At 67.4% G+C, this 21,027-nt stretch carries 18 protein-coding genes; 13 read left to right on the top strand and 5 right to left on the bottom strand.

Annotated features, from left to right (window positions below; translation table 11 throughout):
* Positions 1-64: 64 nt before the first annotated feature.
* Together AC1U2B_RS24085 and trmB are read right to left on the bottom strand one after the other, a co-directional pair.
* Complete coding sequence (locus tag AC1U2B_RS24085) at positions 65-763, bottom strand: PIN domain-containing protein (RefSeq protein ID WP_377041977.1); 699 nt, start codon at positions 761-763, stop codon at positions 65-67.
* A complete protein-coding gene (gene trmB / locus AC1U2B_RS24090) occupies positions 760-1,563 on the bottom strand; it encodes a tRNA (guanosine(46)-N7)-methyltransferase TrmB (protein WP_480218760.1) in 804 nt (267 codons plus the stop codon). Before trmB ends, AC1U2B_RS24085 begins: the two co-directional genes overlap by 4 nt.
* A gap of 90 nt (positions 1,564-1,653) precedes the next feature.
* Here trmB and AC1U2B_RS24095 point away from each other — a divergent pair, with 90 nt between their 5' ends.
* The 6 genes from AC1U2B_RS24095 to AC1U2B_RS24120 all read left to right on the top strand — a co-directional run bounded on the left by AC1U2B_RS24095 (position 1,654) and on the right by AC1U2B_RS24120 (position 9,978).
* A complete protein-coding gene (locus tag AC1U2B_RS24095; RefSeq protein WP_480218761.1) occupies positions 1,654-2,679 on the top strand; it encodes a hypothetical protein in 1,026 nt (341 codons plus the stop codon).
* A 217-nt stretch (positions 2,680-2,896) separates the two neighbouring features.
* The gene (locus AC1U2B_RS24100; protein WP_043391155.1) at positions 2,897-4,726 is read left to right on the top strand and encodes a phosphoenolpyruvate carboxykinase (GTP); all 1,830 of its coding nucleotides are present in this window, start codon (positions 2,897-2,899) and stop codon (positions 4,724-4,726) included.
* A 425-nt stretch (positions 4,727-5,151) separates the two neighbouring features.
* Positions 5,152-6,366, top strand: coding sequence for a calcium:cation antiporter family protein (locus tag AC1U2B_RS24105; RefSeq protein WP_480218849.1), 1,215 nt, complete (start codon positions 5,152-5,154; stop codon positions 6,364-6,366).
* A 43-nt stretch (positions 6,367-6,409) separates the two neighbouring features.
* Positions 6,410-7,927, top strand: a complete 1,518-nt coding sequence (gene fadD4, locus AC1U2B_RS24110) for a fatty-acid--CoA ligase FadD4 (protein ID WP_480218762.1) — start codon at positions 6,410-6,412, stop codon at positions 7,925-7,927.
* Position 7,928: 1 nt separating this feature from the next.
* Complete coding sequence (locus tag AC1U2B_RS24115) at positions 7,929-8,927, top strand: MaoC family dehydratase (RefSeq protein ID WP_480218763.1); 999 nt, start codon at positions 7,929-7,931, stop codon at positions 8,925-8,927.
* Positions 8,928-8,946: 19 nt separating this feature from the next.
* The gene (locus AC1U2B_RS24120) at positions 8,947-9,978 is read left to right on the top strand and encodes a PucR family transcriptional regulator (RefSeq protein WP_480218764.1); all 1,032 of its coding nucleotides are present in this window, start codon (positions 8,947-8,949) and stop codon (positions 9,976-9,978) included.
* A gap of 20 nt (positions 9,979-9,998) precedes the next feature.
* On the opposite strand, the gene AC1U2B_RS24125 is transcribed toward AC1U2B_RS24120, so the two are convergent.
* The gene (locus AC1U2B_RS24125) at positions 9,999-10,427 is read right to left on the bottom strand and encodes a PaaI family thioesterase (RefSeq protein WP_157850368.1); all 429 of its coding nucleotides are present in this window, start codon (positions 10,425-10,427) and stop codon (positions 9,999-10,001) included.
* Between the two features lie 203 nt (positions 10,428-10,630).
* Here AC1U2B_RS24125 and AC1U2B_RS24130 point away from each other — a divergent pair, with 203 nt between their 5' ends.
* The 5 genes from AC1U2B_RS24130 to AC1U2B_RS24150 are packed head-to-tail and all read left to right on the top strand — an operon-like array spanning position 10,631 to position 16,462.
* A complete protein-coding gene (locus tag AC1U2B_RS24130; RefSeq protein WP_480218765.1) occupies positions 10,631-11,188 on the top strand; it encodes a nuclear transport factor 2 family protein in 558 nt (185 codons plus the stop codon).
* Positions 11,181-12,677, top strand: a complete 1,497-nt coding sequence (locus tag AC1U2B_RS24135; protein WP_480218766.1) for an AMP-binding protein — start codon at positions 11,181-11,183, stop codon at positions 12,675-12,677. Before AC1U2B_RS24130 ends, AC1U2B_RS24135 begins: the two co-directional genes overlap by 8 nt.
* Before the next feature lie 11 nt (positions 12,678-12,688).
* A complete protein-coding gene (locus AC1U2B_RS24140) occupies positions 12,689-14,236 on the top strand; it encodes an FAD-binding protein (protein WP_480218767.1) in 1,548 nt (515 codons plus the stop codon).
* A 4-nt stretch (positions 14,237-14,240) separates the two neighbouring features.
* Positions 14,241-15,320: a 2,3-butanediol dehydrogenase gene (locus tag AC1U2B_RS24145; RefSeq protein WP_480218768.1), complete on the top strand. Its 1,080-nt coding sequence runs from the start codon at positions 14,241-14,243 to the stop codon at positions 15,318-15,320.
* Positions 15,317-16,462, top strand: a complete 1,146-nt coding sequence (locus AC1U2B_RS24150; RefSeq protein ID WP_480218769.1) for a 3-ketosteroid-9-alpha-monooxygenase, oxygenase component — start codon at positions 15,317-15,319, stop codon at positions 16,460-16,462. The genes AC1U2B_RS24145 and AC1U2B_RS24150 overlap by 4 nt, the downstream gene beginning before the upstream one ends.
* A 66-nt stretch (positions 16,463-16,528) precedes the next feature.
* On the opposite strand, the gene AC1U2B_RS24155 is transcribed toward AC1U2B_RS24150, so the two are convergent.
* The gene (locus tag AC1U2B_RS24155) at positions 16,529-16,807 is read right to left on the bottom strand and encodes a hypothetical protein (protein ID WP_043391134.1); all 279 of its coding nucleotides are present in this window, start codon (positions 16,805-16,807) and stop codon (positions 16,529-16,531) included.
* 271 nt (positions 16,808-17,078) lie between these two features.
* Positions 17,079-17,996, bottom strand: a complete 918-nt coding sequence (locus AC1U2B_RS24160) for an alpha/beta hydrolase (RefSeq protein WP_480218770.1) — start codon at positions 17,994-17,996, stop codon at positions 17,079-17,081.
* Between the two features lie 105 nt (positions 17,997-18,101).
* On the opposite strand from AC1U2B_RS24160, the gene AC1U2B_RS24165 reads away from it, so the two are divergent.
* Together AC1U2B_RS24165 and AC1U2B_RS24170 are read left to right on the top strand one after the other, a co-directional pair.
* Positions 18,102-19,589, top strand: a complete 1,488-nt coding sequence (locus tag AC1U2B_RS24165) for an amino acid permease (protein WP_480218771.1) — start codon at positions 18,102-18,104, stop codon at positions 19,587-19,589.
* 47 nt (positions 19,590-19,636) lie between these two features.
* A complete protein-coding gene (locus AC1U2B_RS24170; RefSeq protein ID WP_480218772.1) occupies positions 19,637-20,995 on the top strand; it encodes a WS/DGAT/MGAT family O-acyltransferase in 1,359 nt (452 codons plus the stop codon).
* Positions 20,996-21,027: the final 32 nt, after the last annotated feature.

Raw genomic sequence — 21,027 nt, forward strand, 5'->3', positions numbered from 1 at the left:
GCATAAAGTCCTGCTCAAAGTTGTTGCCATTTTTGGCCACCGCACACGTCATCTGTAGTTGTTCCTAAACGCGCGAGCTCAGCAGCGCGGACAACGGCCGGAAGGGCTGCAGCCACGCGCCCTGATCAGGCAGCGAATCCAAGCCGATTCGCGGCAGCGGCTCCCGGAAGACACCAGGGATGTCTTCCAGGTCGACGAAGTCCAAGGTATCCGACGCTAACGCCCAACTGGCATGTTCGCGAAATCCGACCACGGTCGCGGGAGTGCCGTCATGGGCGATGTCTTCGAGCGGTTGCCGGAACGCCTGGCCGTCGGCTGAGGCCACATAGATGCCGGCCAGACCCTCGCTGCGGCGCAGCGCGATGTGCGCGAGCATGTCGCTGTCGACGTCGCTGCCCTCGTCGAGTTTGGGCTTGGCGAACACCGCGAAACCGACGTTGCGCAGCGCCTCCACCCACGGCCGCACGACATCGGCGCTACCAGGGGCGATGTTGGTGAAGACCGTCGCCTCGGGCTCCAGGGCCACCGGCGGCTGGTCCGGCCGCCTGCCGCTGGCGATCTCGTTGGTGCGGGCCAGCAGCCACCGGCCCAGCGCGTCGAATCGCGGTCGGTGAGCGGCGGTCGGCCGGCCGCCGAGGATCGACCCGAGGCCCATGTCGAGGTTCGGTGCGTCCCAGACCAGCAGCACCCGGTGCGGCCGGGGTCCCGGCGGCGGGGTGGGCGGGTAAGGCTTGACCTGTGGGATGGCCTCGGTGATCGTCACTCGGGCTTCTCCCAGATGAGTTCGGTGATGGGACTGCCCATCCGCATGCCCCGCGCCTCGTATTTGGTCGTGGGCCGCTGCACCGAGATGGGCAGGTCGGCGTCGACCGAGGTGCGCTTCAACGTCGGCTCGGCATCGCCCACCTCGGCGATCTGCACGGCGTAGTCGGCGTGGTCGGTGGCCGCGTGCAGGATGCCGCCCGGCTTGAGGCGGCTCGAGATCAGCGCCACGGTCTCCGCCTGCAGCAGCCGGCGCTTGTGGTGCCGGGCCTTGGGCCAGGGGTCGGGGAAGAACACGCGGACCGCCGTGAGGCTGCCCGGCGAGATCATGTGTTCCAGCACGTCGACGCCGTCGCCGCGGACGAATCTCACATTCGTCAGGCCGGCCCGGTCGACGCCGCCGAGCAGTTGGGCCATGCCCTTGCGGTAGACCTCGACCGCGATGACGTCCAGGTGCGGTTCTTCCTGCGCCATGGCCAGCGTCGAGATGCCGGTGCCGCTGCCGATCTCCAACACGACGGGTGCGGTGCGGCCGAACCAGGCGGCGGTATCGATCAGCGGTGCGGGTTCGCCGTCCTCGGACCGGGCGACTTTGCCCAGCTCAGGCCAGCGACGGTCCCACGTGCTCTGCTGTCCGGTGGACAGGCTCGACCGGCGGGACCGGAAGCTGGTCACGCGCCGGTGCTGGTGTGCGGGGGCCGCCGTGGTTTCGGAGACGGACTCGAAATCGGCCGCCGAGGCGCCGGCCGACGAGGCAGCGTCGTCCTCGCGCTGGGCATACATCCGTCCATCGTCTCTCATCTGGCTGTGAGAGCCCGCATCGTGGTGCAGATTGATACCCAACAGTTGCCTGAAAAACGGCGTCGGTCACACCTGCGCGGAGGTGCGACGATGGCATCGGGCGGGCATCTGGGGGGCGTGTTGTCAGGGGATGTTTGGCAGCGGTTCACCGCTGCGCTGGACGAGTTGGTGACGGACGTTCCGGGCCTGGCGCACGTCGCCTCCGGTCCCGATGCCGGTGATGCCGCCGGCCGGTACCGGGCGATTTGTGTGGCGATGAGTGAAATCGCCTTGGCTGCAACAGAATTGGATGACGACCGCGTGCGGCACTGGCTGGCGTCCGACGCGACGGCGGCACTGGTCACCGCGGCCGCAACGGCGGCGCTGGCAGCCGACGGCCTCGTCGTCGACCCGGCCATAGACGCCGACGCCCATCTGCGCCGGGCGCTGCACTGGCGCCGCTACAGCCGCCGTGCCGCCGACGACCTGCACCGTCGCTGCGCCGCCGACATCAGCCGGGGCTCGCTGCGGTTGCTCGCGCAGTCCGGCGCGTGGCCCGGGACGTCCCGGCTGGAACTGCAGCGGCTCCGGCTGGAGCTGGTCCGGGAGGCCCGCCGACGGTACGACGACGCGCGCGCCGACCTGCTCAGCCGGGTGCCGTCCGGCCGGGATGCGGCCGAGGGCTTCGAGGCCGACGCCCGCGACCGGCTGGCCACGGTCGCCGACGGGGTTCGCGAAGCCACCGCCGCCGCGCTGGGCAGCCCCGGCCCCGGGCGGCGATGGCCATCGCCCGAGGTCACGGGCCCGGTGCTGGCCCAGCGTGCCGACGAGATGTGGTTGGGCATCGTGCTGGGCGCGGGTTTCGGTCTGGGGGCGGCATTGGGGCTGGCCAGGATGGCGACCGGGGTGGCCGGGGTGCCCGACGGGATCGGCGGCGCACTGGGATTGGCCCTGGGCCTGGCGCTGACCATGACCGTCATCGGCGTCCGCGCACGGCTGCATCGTCGGGCGATGCTGGACCGCTGGGTCGGGACGGCTGTCGCGGCGGCACGGCAGGCGACCGAGGAGGAACTGGCGTACCGGTTACTGGAGGTCCAGGCGGGCCTGGCGTCCGCAGATCACAAAACGAGAAATTGAGCGATTTTGGAATTGCGCGGAGCGAGGCTCTCGCGCTACTGACCGGTAACCGTCCGCCACCCGCCCCGAATCGCGGTACCAGCGGATACAGGACTGCCGATTGAGCTTTCTGAATCGTTCTTGTGAGAGATCGGACAGCCGCCCGATTGTCCACTTGTATGTCACTCACGTTAACCTCTAAAGAGGTATAGCTGCGATTTGCGAGCAGGAGAATTTGATGACCTCAGCGACCATTCCCGGTCTCGACGCCGCTCCGACCACTCACGCCGGGCTGCTGGCCTGGGTGCGTGAAGTTGCGGAGCTGACTCAGCCAGACCGGGTCATGTTCGCCGACGGCTCGGCCGAGGAGTACGACCGCCTGGCCGCTCACCTCGTCGCGGCAGGCACCTTCCAGAAGCTGAACGACGAGAAGCAGCCGAATTCGTATCTCGCGCTGTCGGATCCGTCGGACGTCGCGCGCGTCGAGTCGCGGACCTTCATCTGCTCGGAGCGCGAAGAGGACGCCGGCCCCACCAACAACTGGATGGCCCCGGCCGAGATGCGCGGCATCATGACCGACCTCTACCGCGGCAGCATGCGCGGCCGCACCATGTGGGTCGTGCCCTTCTGCATGGGCCCGCTGGACGCCGAGGACCCCAAGCTCGGTGTCGAGATCACCGACTCGGAGTACGTCGTCGTCTCGATGCGCACGATGACCCGCATGGGCGCCAAGGCGCTGGCCAAGATCGGCGACGACGGCTTCTTCGTCAAGGCGCTGCACTCCATCGGTGCGCCGCTGGAGCCGGGCCAGCAGGACGTGCCGTGGCCCTGCAACGAGACGAAGTACATCACTCACTTCCCCGAGACCCGCGAGATCATGAGCTACGGCTCGGGCTACGGCGGCAACGCTCTGCTGGGCAAGAAGTGCTACTCGCTGCGCATCGCCTCGGCCATGGCGCACGACGAGGGCTGGCTCGCCGAGCACATGCTGATCCTCAAGCTGATCTCCCCGGAGAACAAGGCGTACTACGTCGCCGCTGCGTTCCCGTCGGCGTGCGGCAAGACCAACCTCGCGATGCTGCAGCCCACCATCCCGGGCTGGCGCGCCGAGACCGTCGGTGACGACATCGCCTGGATGCGCTTCGGCAAGGACGGCCAGCTGTACGCCGTCAACCCCGAGTTCGGCTTCTTCGGCGTCGCGCCGGGTACCAACTGGTCGTCGAACCCGAACGCCATGAAGACCATCGCCGCCGGCAACACCGTCTTCACCAACGTCGCCAAGACCGACGACGGTGACGTCTGGTGGGAGGGCCTGGAAGGCGAGCCCGAGCACCTGATCGACTGGAAGGGCCAGGACTGGATCCTCCGGGAGACCGAGACCAAGGCCGCGCACCCGAACTCGCGCTACTGCACCCCGATCTCGCAGTGCCCGTCGGTCGCCCCCGAGTGGGACGACCCGCAGGGTGTGCCGATCTCGGCGATCCTGTTCGGTGGCCGTCGCAAGACGACGGTGCCGCTGATCACGCAGGCCCGCGACTGGCAGCACGGTGTGTTCATCGGTGCCACCCTGGGCTCCGAGCAGACCGCGGCCGCCGAGGGCAAGGTCGGCACCGTGCGCCGCGACCCGATGGCCATGCTGCCGTTCCTGGGCTACCACGTCGGTGACTACTTCCAGCACTGGATCAACATCGGCAAGAACGCCGACGAGTCCAAGATGCCGAAGATCTTCTTCGTCAACTGGTTCCGCCGTGGCGACGACGGCCGCTTCCTGTGGCCGGGCTTCGGCGAGAACAGCCGGGTGCTGAAGTGGGCCATCGAGCGCATCGAGCACCAGGCCGAGGGCAAGAGCACCCCGATCGGCATCGTTCCCACCGCCGCTGACCTGGACCTGGAGGGTCTGGACGTGTCGGCCGCCGACGTCGACGAGGCGCTGGCCGTGCGTGTCGACGAGTGGCAGAACGAGCTGCCGCTGATCGAAGAGTGGTTCGAGTTCGTCGGAGAGAAGCTGCCGACCGGCATCAAGGACGAGTTCGACGCCCTCAAGCACCGCTTGGCTGAAGAGGCCTAAGGCTCTCCTCGTACTAACACACAACCCCCGTCTCCCAAGGAGATCGGGGGTTTTGTGTATTTGTGCCTGGTTCTGTGGCGACTGTGTGTCCAGAGACGTTGAGCCTGCGCTGAGGGTGCAAAAGGTCGAGTGGCGAGAGCCGCAGGCGCAGTGTCAACGCGATCCAGTGGCGAGGCCCTTCGCGCCCGTTCGTCGACCCCTCACCACATTCGATCTTGATTAGCCATACATTCAAGTTAGGGTGACCGAACTTGAAACATTCAGGACGCTGACCAGCAAATTCAGTACCGCAATCCACAGTAATTCGTAGCAACGCTAAGTTGCTGAGGCGATTTCTGGTGGGTACCGTCTGCGACGTGACCAGCATCCGATCAGCCAGCCCGACCGCGCGTCGGCCGCTTGTGCGATCCCTGCTGCTGGCCGCTGTGTTCGTCGCTCCGGCGGTGGCATTGCGCCTCACGGGCATGCATCCGAACCCCGTCGTCTCGCTGCTGGCCTACGGCGCGGCCGTCGTCGCCGCCAGCTTCGTGCTGGCCTGGGCGGCGGAAGCGGCGCAGGTCGACGTGTCCGGTGGCCTCGCCATCGCCGTGCTGGCCCTGATCGCGGTGCTGCCCGAGTACGCCGTCGACCTCTACTACGCCTACGTCGCCGGCCACAACGCCGAGTACGTGCAGTACGCCGCCGCCAACATGACCGGCTCCAACCGGCTGCTCATGGGTATCGGCTGGCCGGTCGTGGTGATCGTCGGGCTGTACGTCGCGCGGCGCATGTCGGCGGACAAGACCAGCAAATCGATGCTCGCGCTGGAACCCGGCAACCGGGTCGAGCTGGGCTTCCTGCTCATCGCCGGACTCGTCGCGTTCATCATCCCGACCACCGGCCGCATCCACCTGGTGCTCGGCGTCGCGATGCTGGCCTGGTTCGGCTTCTACCTGTACAAACTGACTCGCGGCGAGCCGGAAGAGCCCGAGCTCGTCGGTACGGCCGCGGCCATCGGTGCGCTGCCGGACTGGGCCCGCCGGATCACCGTCGTGACGCTGTTCGTCGTGTCCGGAGCGGTCATCCTGATGTGCGCGGAGCCGTTCGCGAACAGCCTGATCAACGCCGGTACCGAACTGGGCGTCGACCGGTTCCTGCTGGTGCAGTGGCTGGCGCCGCTGGCCTCGGAGGCGCCGGAGTTCATCATCGCGACGATCTTCGCCGCGCGGGGCAAGAGCACCGCCGCGATCGCCATGCTCATCTCGTCCAAGGTCAACCAGTGGACGCTGCTGATGGGCTCGCTGCCCATCGCCTACCTGGCTGGCGGCGGTGGTACCGAGCTGGTGCTCGACGGCCGGCAGATCGAAGAAGTGCTGCTGACTGCCACCCAGACCATGATGGGCGTCGCGCTCATCCTGTCGCTGCGCTTCCACCGGGCGACGGCATGGCTGCTGTTGGCGCTGTTCGTGGTGCAGTTCCCGATCACCTCGACCACCGGCCGGCTGGTGCTGTGCGGCATCTACGGTGCGCTGACGGTCGTGGGCTTGATCATCAACCGTCGCCATGTCGCCGCGACGCTGCGGGCGCCGTTCGCCTCGTCGGACGACGATGCCGGCGAGTTCACGATCGATGGCAGGGAACTGATTCCCGCCGGTCGCTGACGCCACTTGACAGGTGTCAATTCGCCTGTCGTAGAGTGCCGTCATGCAGATTCGCCAGCACGTGGGCAATGGAAAACCGGCCGTCATCCTGCACCCGTCAGGCACCGTGGTGACATTCGACGAACTCGAGGCCCGCGCCAACCGGCTGGCACACCACTTCCGCGCCAATGGACTCGTCGAAGGTGACGTCGTCGCCATCCTCATGGAGAACAACGAGCACATGCATGCCGCGATGTGGGCGGCGCGGCGCAGTGGCCTGTACTACGTGCCGATCAACATCCACCTGACGGCAGCCGAAGCCGCGTACATCATCGAGAACAGCGGAGCCACCGCCGTGATCAGCTCGGCGGCCCTGAGCGACACCTGCGCCGGCCTGGCCGAGCACCTCGACGGCGGACTGCCCAAGCTGCTCCTCATCGCCGGCGGCGAACTGCCGGGCTGGGACAGCTACCCGGAATGCGTTGCCTCCCAACCCGACACACCGATCGCCGACGAGATCGAAGGCGACCTGCTGCAGTACTCGTCGGGCACCACCGGCCGCCCCAAGGGCATCAAGCGGGAGCTGACGCACCTGCCGCCCGCCGAGGTGCCCGGGCTGATGAAGATGCTGATGAGCTTCTGGCTGCCCAAGGACGCCGTCTACCTCAGCCCGGCGCCGCTGTATCACACGGCTCCGTCGGTGTGGTCGATGCAGATTCAGGCCGAGGGCGTCACCACCGTCGTGATGGAGAAGTTCGACGCCGAGGGCTGTCTGGACGCCATCGCGCGCTACGGCATCACGCACGGCCAGTTCGTGCCCGTGATGTTCACCCGGATGCTGAAACTGCCGCAGTCCGTGCGGGATTCGTACGATCTGTCGTCGCTGAAGCGCGTCATGCACGCGGCCGCCCCGTGCCCGGTGGAGATCAAGAAGCAGATGATCGACTGGTGGGGACCCATCGTCGACGAGTACTACGCGTCGTCCGAAGCGATCGGCTCCACCCTGATCACCGCCGAGGACTGGCTGACGCATCCCGGGTCGGTCGGCAAGCCGATGCTGGGCGTCCTGCACATCCTCGACGAGGAGGGGAACGAGCAGCCGCAGGGCGTGCCCGGCGAAATCTACTTCGAGGGCGGGAACACCTTCGAGTACCTGGACGACGCCGAAAAGACCGCGGCTTCACGGGATCAGCACGGCTGGGCCACCGTCGGCGACATCGGCTACCTCGACGAGGACGGCTACCTCTACCTCACCGACCGGCGCCACCACATGATCATCAGTGGCGGCGTGAACATCTACCCGCAAGAAGCGGAGAACGTCCTGGTCACCCACCCCAAGGTGATGGACGCCGCGGTGTTCGGCATTCCGGACGCCGAGATGGGCCAGAGCGTGAAAGCGGTTGTGCAGACCGTGGATCCAGCGGACGCCACCCGCGAGTTCGGCGGCGAACTGCTGGCCTGGCTGCGGGACCGGCTGACGCACTACAAGTGCCCGCGATCCATCTCGTTCGAAGAGCAACTGCCGCGGACGGACACCGGCAAGTTGTACAAGCAATCGCTGATCGAAAAGTACTCTGTCTGACATGTCGGGCCAAACAGCCGCTGGTGGACCGTTTTTCGAGGACCTCAGCGTAGGTCAGGTCTTCGACTGGGCGCCGGGCATGACGCTCACGGCCGGCGCGGCGGCGGTACACCAGGCGATCCTCGGCGATCGTATGCGGCTGCCGCTGGACGCCGGATTGTCCGCGGCCGTCACCGGATCAGCGCGGGCCCTGGCGCATCCGGCGCTGGTCTGTGACGTCGCGATCGGTCAGTCCACGCTGGTGACCCAACGGGTCAAGGCGAATCTGTTCTACCGCGGCCTGCGGTTCCATCGCTTCCCGCATATCGGCGACACCATCACCACCCGCACCGAAGTAGTTGGCCTCAAACAGAATTCGGCCAAGCCGGGTAAGCCGCGCACCGGGTTGGCCGCGCTGCGGATGATCACCATCGACCAGGACGGCCGCACGGTGCTCGATTTCCACCGGTGCGCCATGCTGCCATTGCGCGACGACGCCGCCGACACCGGCCGCGCCGACGACCTCAGCACCATCGGCGCCGACGTGCCGGGCCTGCCGGACCCCGCCGCGGAGTGGAACGTCGACGCCTGGCGCTCCGCGGTGCCCGGCCCGCAGTTCGATCCGGCACTCGCCGGCCAGCTGCTGACCAGCACTGCCGATGTTGTCAGCAGCGCCCCGGAGCTGGCCCGGCTGACACTCAATATTGCTGCCACGCACCATGATTCGCGGGTGGCGGGCAGCCGCCTGGTGTACGGCGGGCACACCATCGGCCTCGCGCTGGCCCAGGCCACGCGGCTGTTGCCGAACATCGTCACCGTCCTCGGCTGGGAGTCCTGCGACCACACCGGACCTGTGCACGAGGGCGACACCCTCTACAGCGAGCTGCACATCGAGGCGGCCCACACGTCGTCGTCGGGCCGCGGCGGCACGCTGGATCTGCGGTCGGTGGTGTTCGCGGCCGCCACCGACGGCCCGGACCGGCAGGTACTGGACTGGCGGTTCAGCGTCCTGCAGTTCTGAGCATTGTCAGAATGGCGGCGTGAGCGCGTTGCGGTTGTCCGAGCTGGGCAGTGACCCGGAGTCGGTGCTGCGGCTCGTCCGGTTCTTCGACGATCTGGACGCCACCGGCGTCGACGCGGTGCTGGAGGCGGCGCGGGGCGTGGCCGGGTGTCCCGTCCACGTGCGCTGGGACGGTCCGGCGCCGGAGGTCTGGCTGGAGCGCGACGCCCCGGCCCACCCGCTCGACGGTGTCCTGCTCGACCGGGTGCGGCACACGCTGGGGGCCATCGGTGCCCGGGTGCCGCCGAGCTTCGGTGACCCGGCGCTCGTCGAGGTGGTGCTGTCGAGCCGGGAACGCCCGGAGGACCGGGCGCGGGCGATCAGGCTGCTGGGGCTCGACGAGTCCCGCGAGGTTCGCGTGCTCGCGGTGTCGGCGCAGTCGTCGCCGGAAGCGTTGCGGGTCATCACGTCGGCACTGACGTCGGTGTCGGTGCGGACCGCAGACCTGGGTACCGCGACGGCGGTGGTGTGCCAGGGCCGGACCGACACTCGCGCCCTGTCCGACGAGCTGGACCAGGCGATCGTCACCGCGTTCCCGGCGCCGCTGCCCGTCGGCGCCGACCGCGGGCCGTGGGTCGGGCTCGGCGCGGCCGGCGGCGTGTTCGCGGCACCGACATCATGGGGCCAGGCGCTGCGGGCGTTGCGGTTCGCATCGTCGACCGGCTTCGGCCGGCGCGCCGTCGCCTTCGAGCGGTTGAGCGCGCTGGAGTTGCTGGCCGAGCTGCCGCCCGACGCCACGCGCGGTAATCACGCGCTGACCCGGATCAACGAGATCGCCGCGACCCCCACCGGCCTCCTCCAGGTTGAGACGGCGGAGGCGTTCTGTGTGTTCGGGTCACTGAGGCGGACCGCCGAGGAACTGCACGTGCACCACAGCACGGTGGCCGCGCGACTGGCGCACATCGAATCCCAATTGGGCTGGGACATGGACGATCCGCTGGACCGGTTCTCGGCGACGCTGGTTCTGATGATCCGGCGGATCGCGCTGTCATCGGCCGAGTTGACGGACTGAATCCGAGCGGCGCCGCGTCGTCAGCCGTCGAACGGGACGATCATGAACGTCGCCGTCGACCGCGCCAGGACTCGCTCGGATGCGTCGACGATCGTGCATTCGCAACTCAGCAGTCGGCGGCCGACATTCACCACCTGAGCTTCCGCGACGAGCGGGCCGCCATGCGGCTGCCGGTAGTAACGGACGTGCATGTCGGTCGTCACCGGGATTTCTGATTCGAGGTCGAAGAAGCCTTCGAGGCAAAAGCCGGAAGCGGCGTCAGCGAGCGTCGCCAGCATCCCGCCGTGGACGCTGCCCGGTGCGAGCCCTTCCAGGTCCGGCGCGAGCGGCATCGACAGGATCGCGACGCCCTGCTCCTGCGACACCACGCTGAGCTGCATGTGTTGATGCACGGGGGATCGGCGCAGGTCTTCGGTCGCTTCGAGCGGATCGCGGATCGCGTGCGCCATGGCCGGCACCTCCTGTCGCCCCGGAAATTCGCATGCTATCGCCTTCAGCAACGACCAGCGACGTTTACGGATATCCGACGATCGTCGGAGAATTTGGGGCAACAACCCGACGTACGTCGGATGACCGGGGGTGGTCGGGTTCGTGATGATGGCCACACAAGCTGAACAGCCCACGCTCGGTGACAGACCCAAGGAGTACCCACATGGCCATCATCGACCCCACCAAGACCTGGGAACTCGTCGAAGAACGCCTGTCGCGCACCACCAACGAGCGCCATCGCCAGGTGCTGAGCATCGTGCTCGAGCACATGCTGGCCGAGGCGGTGCCGGACATGGACCGCCTGATGGCCACGTTGTCCCCGAACCCGGACTACCACTTCTGGTACGCCAACACCGACATGGGCCCCAAGACCACCGAGGGCGTGCGTGCCTACTACGAGGCGTTCGTGGCCAGCGGCGCCAATCACCTCGTCTTCGAGATCGATCGCCTCGCCGTGGACGATGATCTGGTGATGACCGAAGGCTGGATGAAGATGATCTACCCGGGTGCGGCCGCGCAGGCGATCGGCGTCGACGTCGAGGATCCGAACGGCGACTACCTGCTGGTGTTCCGGCAGCTCATCAACTGGCCGATCGACGTCGACGGCCTGATCATCGGCGAGGACGCCTACCAGACCGGCCCGGTCAGCGTCACCAAGCTGAGCCTCGAAGACCTGCCGCAGGAGTACATCGACCAGAAGGCCGCCGCCGCCAATGCCTGAGCCCCGCGAGGACATCGCGGCCCTGCTGCTCGACCGCCTCGGCGACGAGCGGTTGGGATTGCGCACCCGGAACCAGGACTGGACCTGGGACGAGGTGGTCCGTGAGTCCGCCGCCCGCGGCGCTTACGCCGCGGAGTTGCGGGCTGACGGCCCCTTCCACATCGGTGTCCTGCTGGACAACGTGCCCGACTTCATCTTCTGGCTGGGCGCTGCAGCCCTGTCGGGGGCGACGATCGTCGGCATCAACCCGACGCGCGGCAACGACGAACTGGCCGGCGAGGTCCGGCACGCGGACTGTCAGCTGATCGTCACCGATTCGGCTGGGCGGGAACGGCTTTCGGGCCTGGACCTCGGCCTGACGCCCGACCGTATCTTGGTCGTCGACGACCCGGCCTATCAGGACGCGATTTGTGCACGAAAATCCGCGGCAGGCGCGGAAAATCGTGCACAAATCAACGCCATCATGGCGTTGTGGGCCCCGGCTTTGGCCGTCGGCGCGACGGTCTGCCTGACCCCGAGCTTCTCGGCGTCGGGTTTCCTGCCGGACGTGCGGTACTTCGGCGCGACGTTCTTCACCTACGTGGGCAAGGCGCTCGGCTACCTGCTGGCCACGCCCGAACAGCCGGACGACGCCGACAATCAGCTGGGCCGCGGGTTCGGCACGGAGGCCTCCCCCGAGGACCAGGCCTACTTCAAGCGCCGCTTCGGCGCCGATCTCTATGAGGGCTACGGCTCGAGCGAGGGCGGCGGCGCCGTCGTACTCGACCCCGACCAGCCCGAGGGCGCCCTCGGCCGGCCGGCCCATCCGGGTGTCGCGATCGTCAACCCTGAAACCATGATCGAGTGCGTCCCAGCGGTTTTGGATCAGCACGGCCGCATCCTCAACCCCGACGACGCCGTCGGCGAGATCGTCGACAAGCTCGGCACCAAGAAGTTCGAGGGCTACTACAAGAACGACGCCGCCGACGCCGACCGCATCCGGGGCGGCTGGTACTGGACCGGCGATCTCGGCTACCTCGACGAGAACGGGTTCATCTACTTCGCCGGCCGGCGCGGTGACTGGATCCGGGTCGACGGCGAGAACACCTCGGCGCTGTCAATCGAGCGCGTGCTGCGGCGTCATCCCGAGGTGATCGCCGCGGGCGTGTACGCGGTGCCGGACTCCCGCTCGGGTGATCAGGTGATGGCGGCCATCGAGGTCGCCGACCCGATCCTGTTCGACGTCGACAAGTTCGTGAAGTACCTGAACGACCAGGATGACCTGGGTAAGAAGGGCACGCCGCGCTTCCTGCGGATCTCGGACTCGCTGCCGGTCACCGGCTCCAACAAGGTGCTCAAGCGCGAGCTGCAAGCGGACAAGTGGCACACCGAGGAACTGGTGTACCGCTGGGTGGGTAGGGGCGTACCGGATTACCGACCCATGACTGACGATGCGAAGCGCGCGTTGGACGATGAGTTCACGCAGTACGGACGGCAGCGATACCTATAGGGAGTTTGGGCATGACGGACTGGGACTCGACGGTTGACGTGCTGGTGGCGGGCTCTGGTGGCGGTGGCGTCACCGGTGCCTACACCGCCGCGCGTGAGGGACTCGAGGTGCTGCTGGTCGAGGCCACCGACAAGTTCGGTGGCACCACCGCCTACTCCGGTGGCGGCGGGGTGTGGTTCCCCTGCAACCCGGTGCTGCAGCGGGCCGGCACCGACGACACCATCGACGACGCGCTGGAGTACTACCACGCCGTCGTCGGTGATCGGACGCCGCGCGAGCTGCAGGACACCTATGTCCGCAGTGGTGCTCCGCTGATCGAGTACCTGGAAACCGATCCCAACATCAAGTTCGACATGCTGCCCTGGCCGGACTACTTCGGGAAGATGCCGAAGGCCCGGGCGGACGGTCAGCGGCACGTCGCGGCCCGCCCGCTGAAGATCGAAAAGGCGCCTGAGTTCAAGGAATTGGTGCGCGGCCCGCTGGACAACGACCGGCTCGGCGTCCCGCAGCCCGACGACTACTTCATCGGCGGCCGGGCGCTGATCGCCCGTTTCCTGGTGGCACTGAAGCAATACCCTTCGGCCGCAACGCAACTGGGCACCGCACTGGTGGAGCTGGTGACCGAGGACGGTGCCGTCGTGGGTGCCGTCGTCGAAACCGACGGGGTCCGTAAGGCGATCAGGACGCGCAAGGGTGTGCTGCTCGCGGCCGGCGGCTTCGAGGGCAATGACGAGCTCCGGCACAAGTACGGCGTGCCGGGTGAGGCGCGAGACACCATGGGGCCCTGGGGAAATCTCGGCCAGGCGCATGAGGCGGGCATCGCCGTCGGCGCCGACACCGACCTGATGGAGCAGGCCTGGTGGTCACCCGGCCTCACGCACCCGGACGGCCGCAGCGCATTCGCGCTGTGGTTCACCGGCGGCATCTTCGTCGACCAGGACGGCAAGCGGTTCGTCAACGAGTCCGCGCCGTACGACCGGATCGGCCGCGTCGCCGTGGACCGCTTGGCCAAGGGCGAGATGACGCTGCCGTTCTGGATGGTCTACGACGACACCGATGCGGGCGTGCCACCGATCAAGGCCACCAATGTCTCGATGGTGGAAACCGAGAAGTACGTCGACGCCGGGCTGTGGCACACCGCCGACACCCTGGAGGAGCTGGCCGCCAAGATCGGTGTGCCCGCCGAGCAGCTGGTCGCGACCGTCGCGCAGTTCAACGAATACGCCGACGCCGGTTCCGACCCGGACTTCGGCCGCGGCGACGAAGCCTACGATCGCGCCTTCTCCGGTGGCGCCTGCCCGATGGTCCGCATCGACAAGGCGCCGTTCCACGCCGCCAAGTTCGGCATCTCCGACCTCGGCACCAAGGGCGGTCTGCGCACCGACACCACCGGCCAGGTGCTCGACACCGCAGGCAACCCGATCACCGGCTTGTACGCGGCGGGCAACACCATGGCCGCCCCGAGCGGCTACGCGTACCCGGGCGGCGGCAACCCGATCGGCACCAGCATGGTGTTCTCCCATCTGGCTGTGCTCGACATGATCGGCGAAGCGGGGTAGACGAATGCAAGCGTGGCGGTTACACGGCGCGGCTGACGCCCGGCTCGACGAGATTCCCGAGCCCGACGTCACCGCCGGCAAGGTCAAGATCCGGGTTGCGTGCAGCGGCATCTGCGGCTCGGACCTGTCCCTGTACGAGACCGCGCCGGTGCCGGTGGACTGGCCGCATCCGCTCGTCGGGCAGCCCGGACCGCACGTCCTGGGCCATGAGTTCGCGGGCTACGTCACCGAGGTCGGTGACGGTGTCGACGGCATTCCGGTCGGCGCGCTCGTCGCCGTCCAACCGAGTTTCGAAGACGGCACCTGCGCCGCCTGCCTGCGTGGTGAACCGAACCTGTGCGAGCAGTTCGGCTTCCTCGGCGTCAACGGCGGCGGTGGCGGTTTCGCCGAGTACGTCGTCGCCGCGGCGGACAAGGTGTTCGTGCTGCCCGACGGCTTCACGCCCGAGACCGGCGCGCTGGTCGAGCCGCTGAGCGTCGCGCTGCACGCCGTGCGGCTCAGTGGCATCGGCGCCGGACAGACGGCGCTCGTCGTCGGCGGCGGACCCATCGGCCTCGGCCTGCTGCTGTGCCTGAAAGCGCAAGGCGCGCAACGCGTTATCGTCAGCGAGATGAGCACCGCCCGGCGTGAGCTGGCGGCGGCCCTCGGCGCCGACGTCGTGGATCCCCGCGCGACCGACCTCGGTGGCTTTGTCCACGAGCTGACCAAAGGCCAGGGCGTGGACGCTTCGTTCGACGCCGCGGGGGCGGGCCAGGCCACGTTCGACACCGCGGTCAACGCGCTCCGCAAGGGCGGCACGACCGTCGTCGTCGCGATGTACCACGCCGACGTGACGTTCAACCCGAGCCTCTTCATGATCACCGAGAAACGGGTTACGGGAAGTTTCGCCTATTCCCGGGACGACTTCCGTACGGTTATCGACATGATCGCCGACGGGCGACTGGACCCCGTGCCGCTCGTCACCAGCCGCATCAAGTTGGCCGACGCTCTTGAAAAAGGCATTCACGCCCTGCAGTCGACGGGCCGGGATACCGAAGTGAAAATCCTGGTCAACCAGGAGCAATTCGGAAGGGACGCAACATGACTGAGGCTGAAGTCAGGCACATCGACGCGGGCGTGGAGATGACGCGGTTTGCGCGCGGCTGGCACTGCATCGGATTGGCCGAGTCGTTCCGCGACGGCAAGCCGCACCCGATCGAGGCGTTCGGCACCAAGTTGGTGGTGTTCGCCGATTCGCAGGGCCAGCTCAAGGTGCTGGACGGCTACTGCCGGCACATGGGCGGAGACCTGTCGCAGGGCACCGTCAAGGGCGACGCGGTCGCGTGCCCGTTCCACGACTGGCGCTGGGGCGGCGACGGCAAGTGCCAGCTGGTGCCGTACGCCAAGCGCACCCCGCGGCTCGCTCGCACCCGCGCCTGGCAGAGCACCGAGGTCAATGGGCAGCTGCTGATCTGGCACGACCCCGAGGGCTCGACGCCCGCACCGGAGCTGACGCCGCCGACCATCGACGGCTACGAGGAAGGCCGATGGTCGCCGTGGCAGTGGAACTCGCTGCTGATCGAGGGCTCGCACTGCCGCGAGATCGTCGACAACAACGTCGACATGGCGCACTTCTTCTACATTCACCACGCCTACCCGACGTACTTCAAGAACGTCATCGAGGGCCACACCGCCAGCCAGTTCATGGAGTCCAAGCCGCGGCCGGACTACGCGACGCGCGAACTGTGGGACGGTACCTACCTGCGGTCGGAGGCCACGTATTTCGGGCCGGCGTACATGATCAATTGGCTGCACAATGACCTGGCCCCGGAGTTCACGGTGGAAATCGCGCTGATCAACTGCCACTACCCGGTAACGCATGATTCGTTCGTGCTGCAGTGGGGCGTCGCGGTGCAGAACAACCCGGCGTTGCCGGCGGAGAAGACCGAAAAGCTGGCCGCGACGCTGAGCCGCAGCTTCGGCGACGGCTTCATGCAAGACGTCGAGATCTGGAAGAACAAGACGCGCATCGAGAACCCGCTGCTGACCGAGGAAGACGGCCCGGTGTACCAGCACCGCCGCTGGTACGAGCAGTTCTACGTCGACGCCGCCGACGTCAAACCGGACATGGTCGCCCGGTTCGAGCAGGAAGTCGACACCACCCACGCCAACGACCTGTGGCACGAAGAGGTGGCCCAGAACCTGGCCAACCGCACACCGGTCGGCAAGGCGCACGCCACCCAATAGTCGCCGAATAGCACTGAGCCGCCCTCGATTTCGAGGGCGGCTCAGTGCTCAGCTGGGTATTGGGGCCTAGCGGGCCGGGTGTGCCTGCGGCACCTGCGGGCTCTGCACGATGGCGGCGAGCTGGCCCAGGTTCTGCAGCTTGTCCAGGTCCGGGGCGGACGGGACGGGGACTGCGGAGAACGTCGGCAGCACCGGGTCGGCCGGCTTGTCCTGCAGCATGCCGAGGGCCATGTAGCCGGCCACGCCCAGACCTGCCGCCGTCAGCACCACCACAGCGGTGGATCGCCGGAACAGCTGCCGCAGGGGGCCGATGTTTTCGGTCGTCTGATGGGTCAGGGTGGTCATTGCCGTGCCTCTTCTCGGTGAAGATCAGACCGTTGTGGTCGTTGGTCTGTTCAACAACCATGCGCCCCGAAATGCTTCCCCGCAAGGGTTTATTTGATCGGCTAATTTCTTGAAAACAGTGTTTGACCTGCGTAAACATCAATTAGATAGCATAAGCTAAGTAACGAAGATCACGCTCGCGCGACCACTGCGGCACGGGATCGGCAGTGCCGCAGTGGGGTTACGGCAGCTGTGTGACCGGCGTGGGCAGCCGACGAGTTAGCCGACGGGGCTAGCCGACGACGGCCGGGTTCAGCATCGGCCGCAGGAATTGCACCTGACTGGCAAAGAACGCGCGAGCCACCTGAGTCTTGGCGGCGACGCCGTCGAACCCGTGGTACGCGCCCGGCACCACTTCCAGTTCGCACGGGACACCCGCCGCGCGCAACCGCTCGGCATAGTCGATATCCTCGTCGTGGAAGACGTCCAAGGTCCCGACGCCGACCCAGGCCGGCGGCAGGCCGGACAGATCGGTCCGTCGGGCAGGGACGGCGACCGCGGGATCGGCACCGCCGAGGTAGGCGCGCCAGCCGAAGCGGTTCGACTTCTGGGTCCACAACCGGTGTCCGGGATGGTCCAGTCCGGGCCGGTCGCCCGACCGGTCGTCGATCATGGGGTACACCAAAAGCTGTGCCGCCAAAGCAATTTCACCGCGGTCATACGCCAGCTGAGCCAACGCCGCGCTCATGCCACCGCCGGCACTGGAGCCGCCGACCGCGACCCGGGCCGGATCCACGGCCGGCAGCTCGACCAGCCAGCGCAGCGCCGTGTAGCAGTCCTCCAGCCCGGCCGGATACGGATTGTCGGGCGCCAACCGGTACTTGACCGCCGCCACGGTGATGCCCAGTTCGTTCGCGAAACGCCGGCACAGCACGTCGTCCTGCGCCGGACTGCCGATCAGGTAGCCGCCACCGTGAATCCACAGCAGCGCGCCGCCACGGTCGGTGCCGGCAGGTGGCCGGTGCAGCCGAATCCCGACGCCCGACGGCAGCGTCAGCACCTCGGTGCCCTCCGGAGTCTGGCGTTCCAGCAGGTTGGACAGCCTTCGGACGAAGCGGAGGTTCCACGGCGTGATGGGGCTGCGCGGCATGAACCGTGCGGCACGTGCCAACTCGGGGTGGAACTCGACTGTTTGGGAGATGCCCGACATCTGACCGACATTACTGACCCGAGCCCGTTGTGGACACGCCTGTGTTCACACACAGGAAACCGGTTGGCCTGCGCGAGACTGCGCGTCGGTGTTCACTGAATCGCTATGACTGCCACGCCGCATACGCATGTCGAGCCACCCGGTCTGACGGCCGAAGACGCCGGCTACCACCACACCCTCAAGCCACGCCAGCTGCAGATGATCGCGATCGGCGGTGCCATCGGTACCGGCTTGTTCCTGGGCGCCGGTGGCCGGTTGCACAACGCGGGGCCGGGTCTGTTCCTGGTCTACCTGATCTGCGGCGCGTTCGTGTTCCTGATCCTGCGGGCGCTCGGCGAACTGGTGCTGCACCGGCCGTCGTCCGGGTCGTTCGTCTCGTACGCGCGTGAATTCCTCGGTGAGAAGGCGGCTTACGTCGCCGGCTGGATGTACTTCCTGAACTGGGCCATGACGTCGATCGTCGACTCGACCGCCATCGCCACCTACTTCCACTACTGGAAGGCGTTCGACGCCATCCCGCAGTGGCTGATCGCTTTGATCGCGCTGGCCATCGTGATGGGCATGAACCTGATCTCGGTGACCCTGTTCGGCGAGCTCGAATTCTGGGCGGCCCTGATCAAGGTCGTTGCGCTGGTGACCTTCCTGGTGGTCGGCACGGTGTTTCTGGCGGGCCGGTTCAAGGTCGACGGCCAGACCACCGGCTTCAGCGTCATCTCGGACAGCGGCGGGCTGTTCCCCACCGGGTTGCTGCCGCTGGTGGTGGTGACCTCGGGCGTCGTCTTCGCTTATGCCGCAGTCGAACTCGTCGGCACCGCGGCGGGCGAGACCGCCGAACCGCACAAGATCATGCCGCGGGCCATCAACTCGGTGATCTTCCGCATCGCACTGTTCTACTGCGGGTCGCTGGTGCTGCTCGGGCTGCTGCTGCCGTACACCGCCTACAAGGCCGGCGAGAGTCCCTTCGTCACGTTCTTCTCGAAGATCGGTTTCGAGGGTGCGGGCACCCTGATGAACGTCGTCGTACTCACCGCGGCGTTCTCCAGCCTGAACGCCGGGCTGTACTCGACCGGCCGCATCCTGCGCTCCATGGCGATGAACGGCAGCGCCCCGAAGTTCACCGGCGTCATGTCCAAACGTGGTGTGCCGTATGGCGGTATCTGTCTGACGGCCAGCATCGGGCTGCTCGGCGTCGTGCTCAACGGCGTGGTGCCCGCCCAGGCGTTCGAGATCGTGCTGAACATGGCCGCCCTCGGCATCATCGCGTCGTGGGCCACCATCGTGATCTGTCAGTTGCAGCTGTTCCGCTGGTCCGAGCGGGGTGAGATGGAGCGGCCGTCGTTCCGGATGTGGGGCGCGCCGTACACCGGGTACGCGACGCTGGTGTTCCTGGCCGCGGTGCTGGTGCTGATGGCGTTCGACAAACCGGTCGGCACCTGGACGGTGGGGACGCTGGTGATCATCATCCCGGCGCTGATCATCGGCTGGTACGCGGCGCGTGGCCGGGTCCTGGAGATCGCCAAGCAACGGCAGGGCTTCACCGGCCAGTTCCCGGTGGTCGCCAACCCGCCGCCGCCGGGCGAACGCCAGCCCTGACGCGGCAACCTGGTCCACCGCCCGCCGAATAGGGGTTTACTTGGCGGGTGGAGATCATGTCGCCAACCGATGCAATGTTCCTGCTCGGAGAATCCCGGGAGCATCCGATGCACGTCGGCGGCCTGCAGCTGTTCACCCCGCCAGAGGGCTCCGGGCCGGAGTTCATCCACGATCTGTATCGGGACATGTTGGCGCACACCAACTTCAACCCCACCTACCGCAAGCGCCCGGCACGGTTCTTGGGCGGCATCGCCAGCTTCGGCTGGACGTACGACGACGACATCGACGTCGACTACCACCTGCGCCGCTCGGCGCTGCCCTCCCCGGGACGAGTACGTGAACTGCTCGACCTCTGCGGGCGGCTGCACACCAGCCTGCTGGACCGGCACCGTCCGCTGTGGGAGACGTACCTGGTGGAAGGTCTCGAGGACGGCCGGTTCGCGATCTATTCGAAGGTGCACCACGCGCTGCTCGACGGGGTGTCCGCACTGCGGATGACGATGCGCACGCTGTCCGACGACCCGGCCGAGCCGGAGGTGCGGGTGCCGTGGGACCTGCCGTCCCGCAAGCGGGCGCCGAAGCAGAGCTCATCTCTGATCGGTTCTGCGGTGGGCGCCGTCGGCGCGGCGGCCGGTCTCGCGCCGTCGACGTTCCGGGTGGCGCGTGCCGTCTTGTTGGAACAGAACCTGACCCGGACGTTCAGCGCGCCGAAGACCATGTTCAACGTCAAGATCGGCGGCGCCCGACGGGTGGCGGCCCAGTCTTGGCCGATCGACCGCATCAAGGCCGTCAAGCAGGCCGCCGGCGGTGTCACCGTCAACGACGTCGTGCTGGCCATGTGCTCGGGGGCGCTGCGGGGCTACCTGCTCGAGCAGAGCGCCCTGCCCGACGCACCGCTGATCGCGATGGTCCCGGTGAGTCTGCGGTCCGAGGCCGACGCCGATGCCGGCGGCAACCAGGTGGGCGCGATCCTGTGCAACCTTGCCACCGACATCAAGGATCCGGCGACGCGGTTGCAGGCCATCTCCGATTCGATGCGCGGCAACAAGCAGGTGTTCGCCGGGCTGTCGAAGACGGAGTCGATGGCCCTGTCGGCGCTGCTACTGTCGCCGATCGCGCTGTCCACCGTGCCCGGTTTCGTCGACGCCACCCCGCCGCCGTTCAACATCGTCATCTCGAATGTGCCGGGACCACGGGTGCCGATGTACTGGAAGGGTGCGCGGCTCGACGGGAACTATCCGCTGTCGATCGCACTGGACGGGCAGGCGCTGAACATCACGCTGGTCAACAACGGCGACAACCTCGACTTCGGGCTCGTCGGCTGCCGGCACAGCGTGCCGCACCTGCAGCGGCTGCTCGGCCACCTGGAGGACTCCCTGGCCGACCTGGAGGCTGCTGTCCGCTAGCCGCCGAGCGTGAAGAAGATGGCGACTTTTCG

Source organism: Mycolicibacterium sp. P4_G11, from assembly GCF_056555145.1.

What these genes read in the sequence shown, in the direction of transcription:
- trmB (WP_480218760.1), bottom strand. Translation starts at nt 1,563, where the DNA reads ATGAGAGACGATGGACGGATGTATGCCCAGCGCGAGGACGACGCTGCC.
- AC1U2B_RS24095 (WP_480218761.1), top strand. Translation starts at nt 1,654, where the DNA reads ATGGCATCGGGCGGGCATCTGGGGGGCGTGTTGTCAGGGGATGTTTGG.
- AC1U2B_RS24100 (WP_043391155.1), top strand. Translation starts at nt 2,897, where the DNA reads ATGACCTCAGCGACCATTCCCGGTCTCGACGCCGCTCCGACCACTCAC.
- fadD4 (WP_480218762.1), top strand. Translation starts at nt 6,410, where the DNA reads ATGCAGATTCGCCAGCACGTGGGCAATGGAAAACCGGCCGTCATCCTG.
- AC1U2B_RS24115 (WP_480218763.1), top strand. Translation starts at nt 7,929, where the DNA reads ATGTCGGGCCAAACAGCCGCTGGTGGACCGTTTTTCGAGGACCTCAGC.
- AC1U2B_RS24125 (WP_157850368.1), bottom strand. Translation starts at nt 10,427, where the DNA reads ATGGCGCACGCGATCCGCGATCCGCTCGAAGCGACCGAAGACCTGCGC.
- AC1U2B_RS24130 (WP_480218765.1), top strand. Translation starts at nt 10,631, where the DNA reads ATGGCCATCATCGACCCCACCAAGACCTGGGAACTCGTCGAAGAACGC.
- AC1U2B_RS24135 (WP_480218766.1), top strand. Translation starts at nt 11,181, where the DNA reads ATGCCTGAGCCCCGCGAGGACATCGCGGCCCTGCTGCTCGACCGCCTC.
- AC1U2B_RS24140 (WP_480218767.1), top strand. Translation starts at nt 12,689, where the DNA reads ATGACGGACTGGGACTCGACGGTTGACGTGCTGGTGGCGGGCTCTGGT.
- AC1U2B_RS24145 (WP_480218768.1), top strand. Translation starts at nt 14,241, where the DNA reads ATGCAAGCGTGGCGGTTACACGGCGCGGCTGACGCCCGGCTCGACGAG.
- AC1U2B_RS24150 (WP_480218769.1), top strand. Translation starts at nt 15,317, where the DNA reads ATGACTGAGGCTGAAGTCAGGCACATCGACGCGGGCGTGGAGATGACG.
- AC1U2B_RS24155 (WP_043391134.1), bottom strand. Translation starts at nt 16,807, where the DNA reads ATGACCACCCTGACCCATCAGACGACCGAAAACATCGGCCCCCTGCGG.
- AC1U2B_RS24160 (WP_480218770.1), bottom strand. Translation starts at nt 17,996, where the DNA reads ATGTCGGGCATCTCCCAAACAGTCGAGTTCCACCCCGAGTTGGCACGT.
- AC1U2B_RS24165 (WP_480218771.1), top strand. Translation starts at nt 18,102, where the DNA reads ATGACTGCCACGCCGCATACGCATGTCGAGCCACCCGGTCTGACGGCC.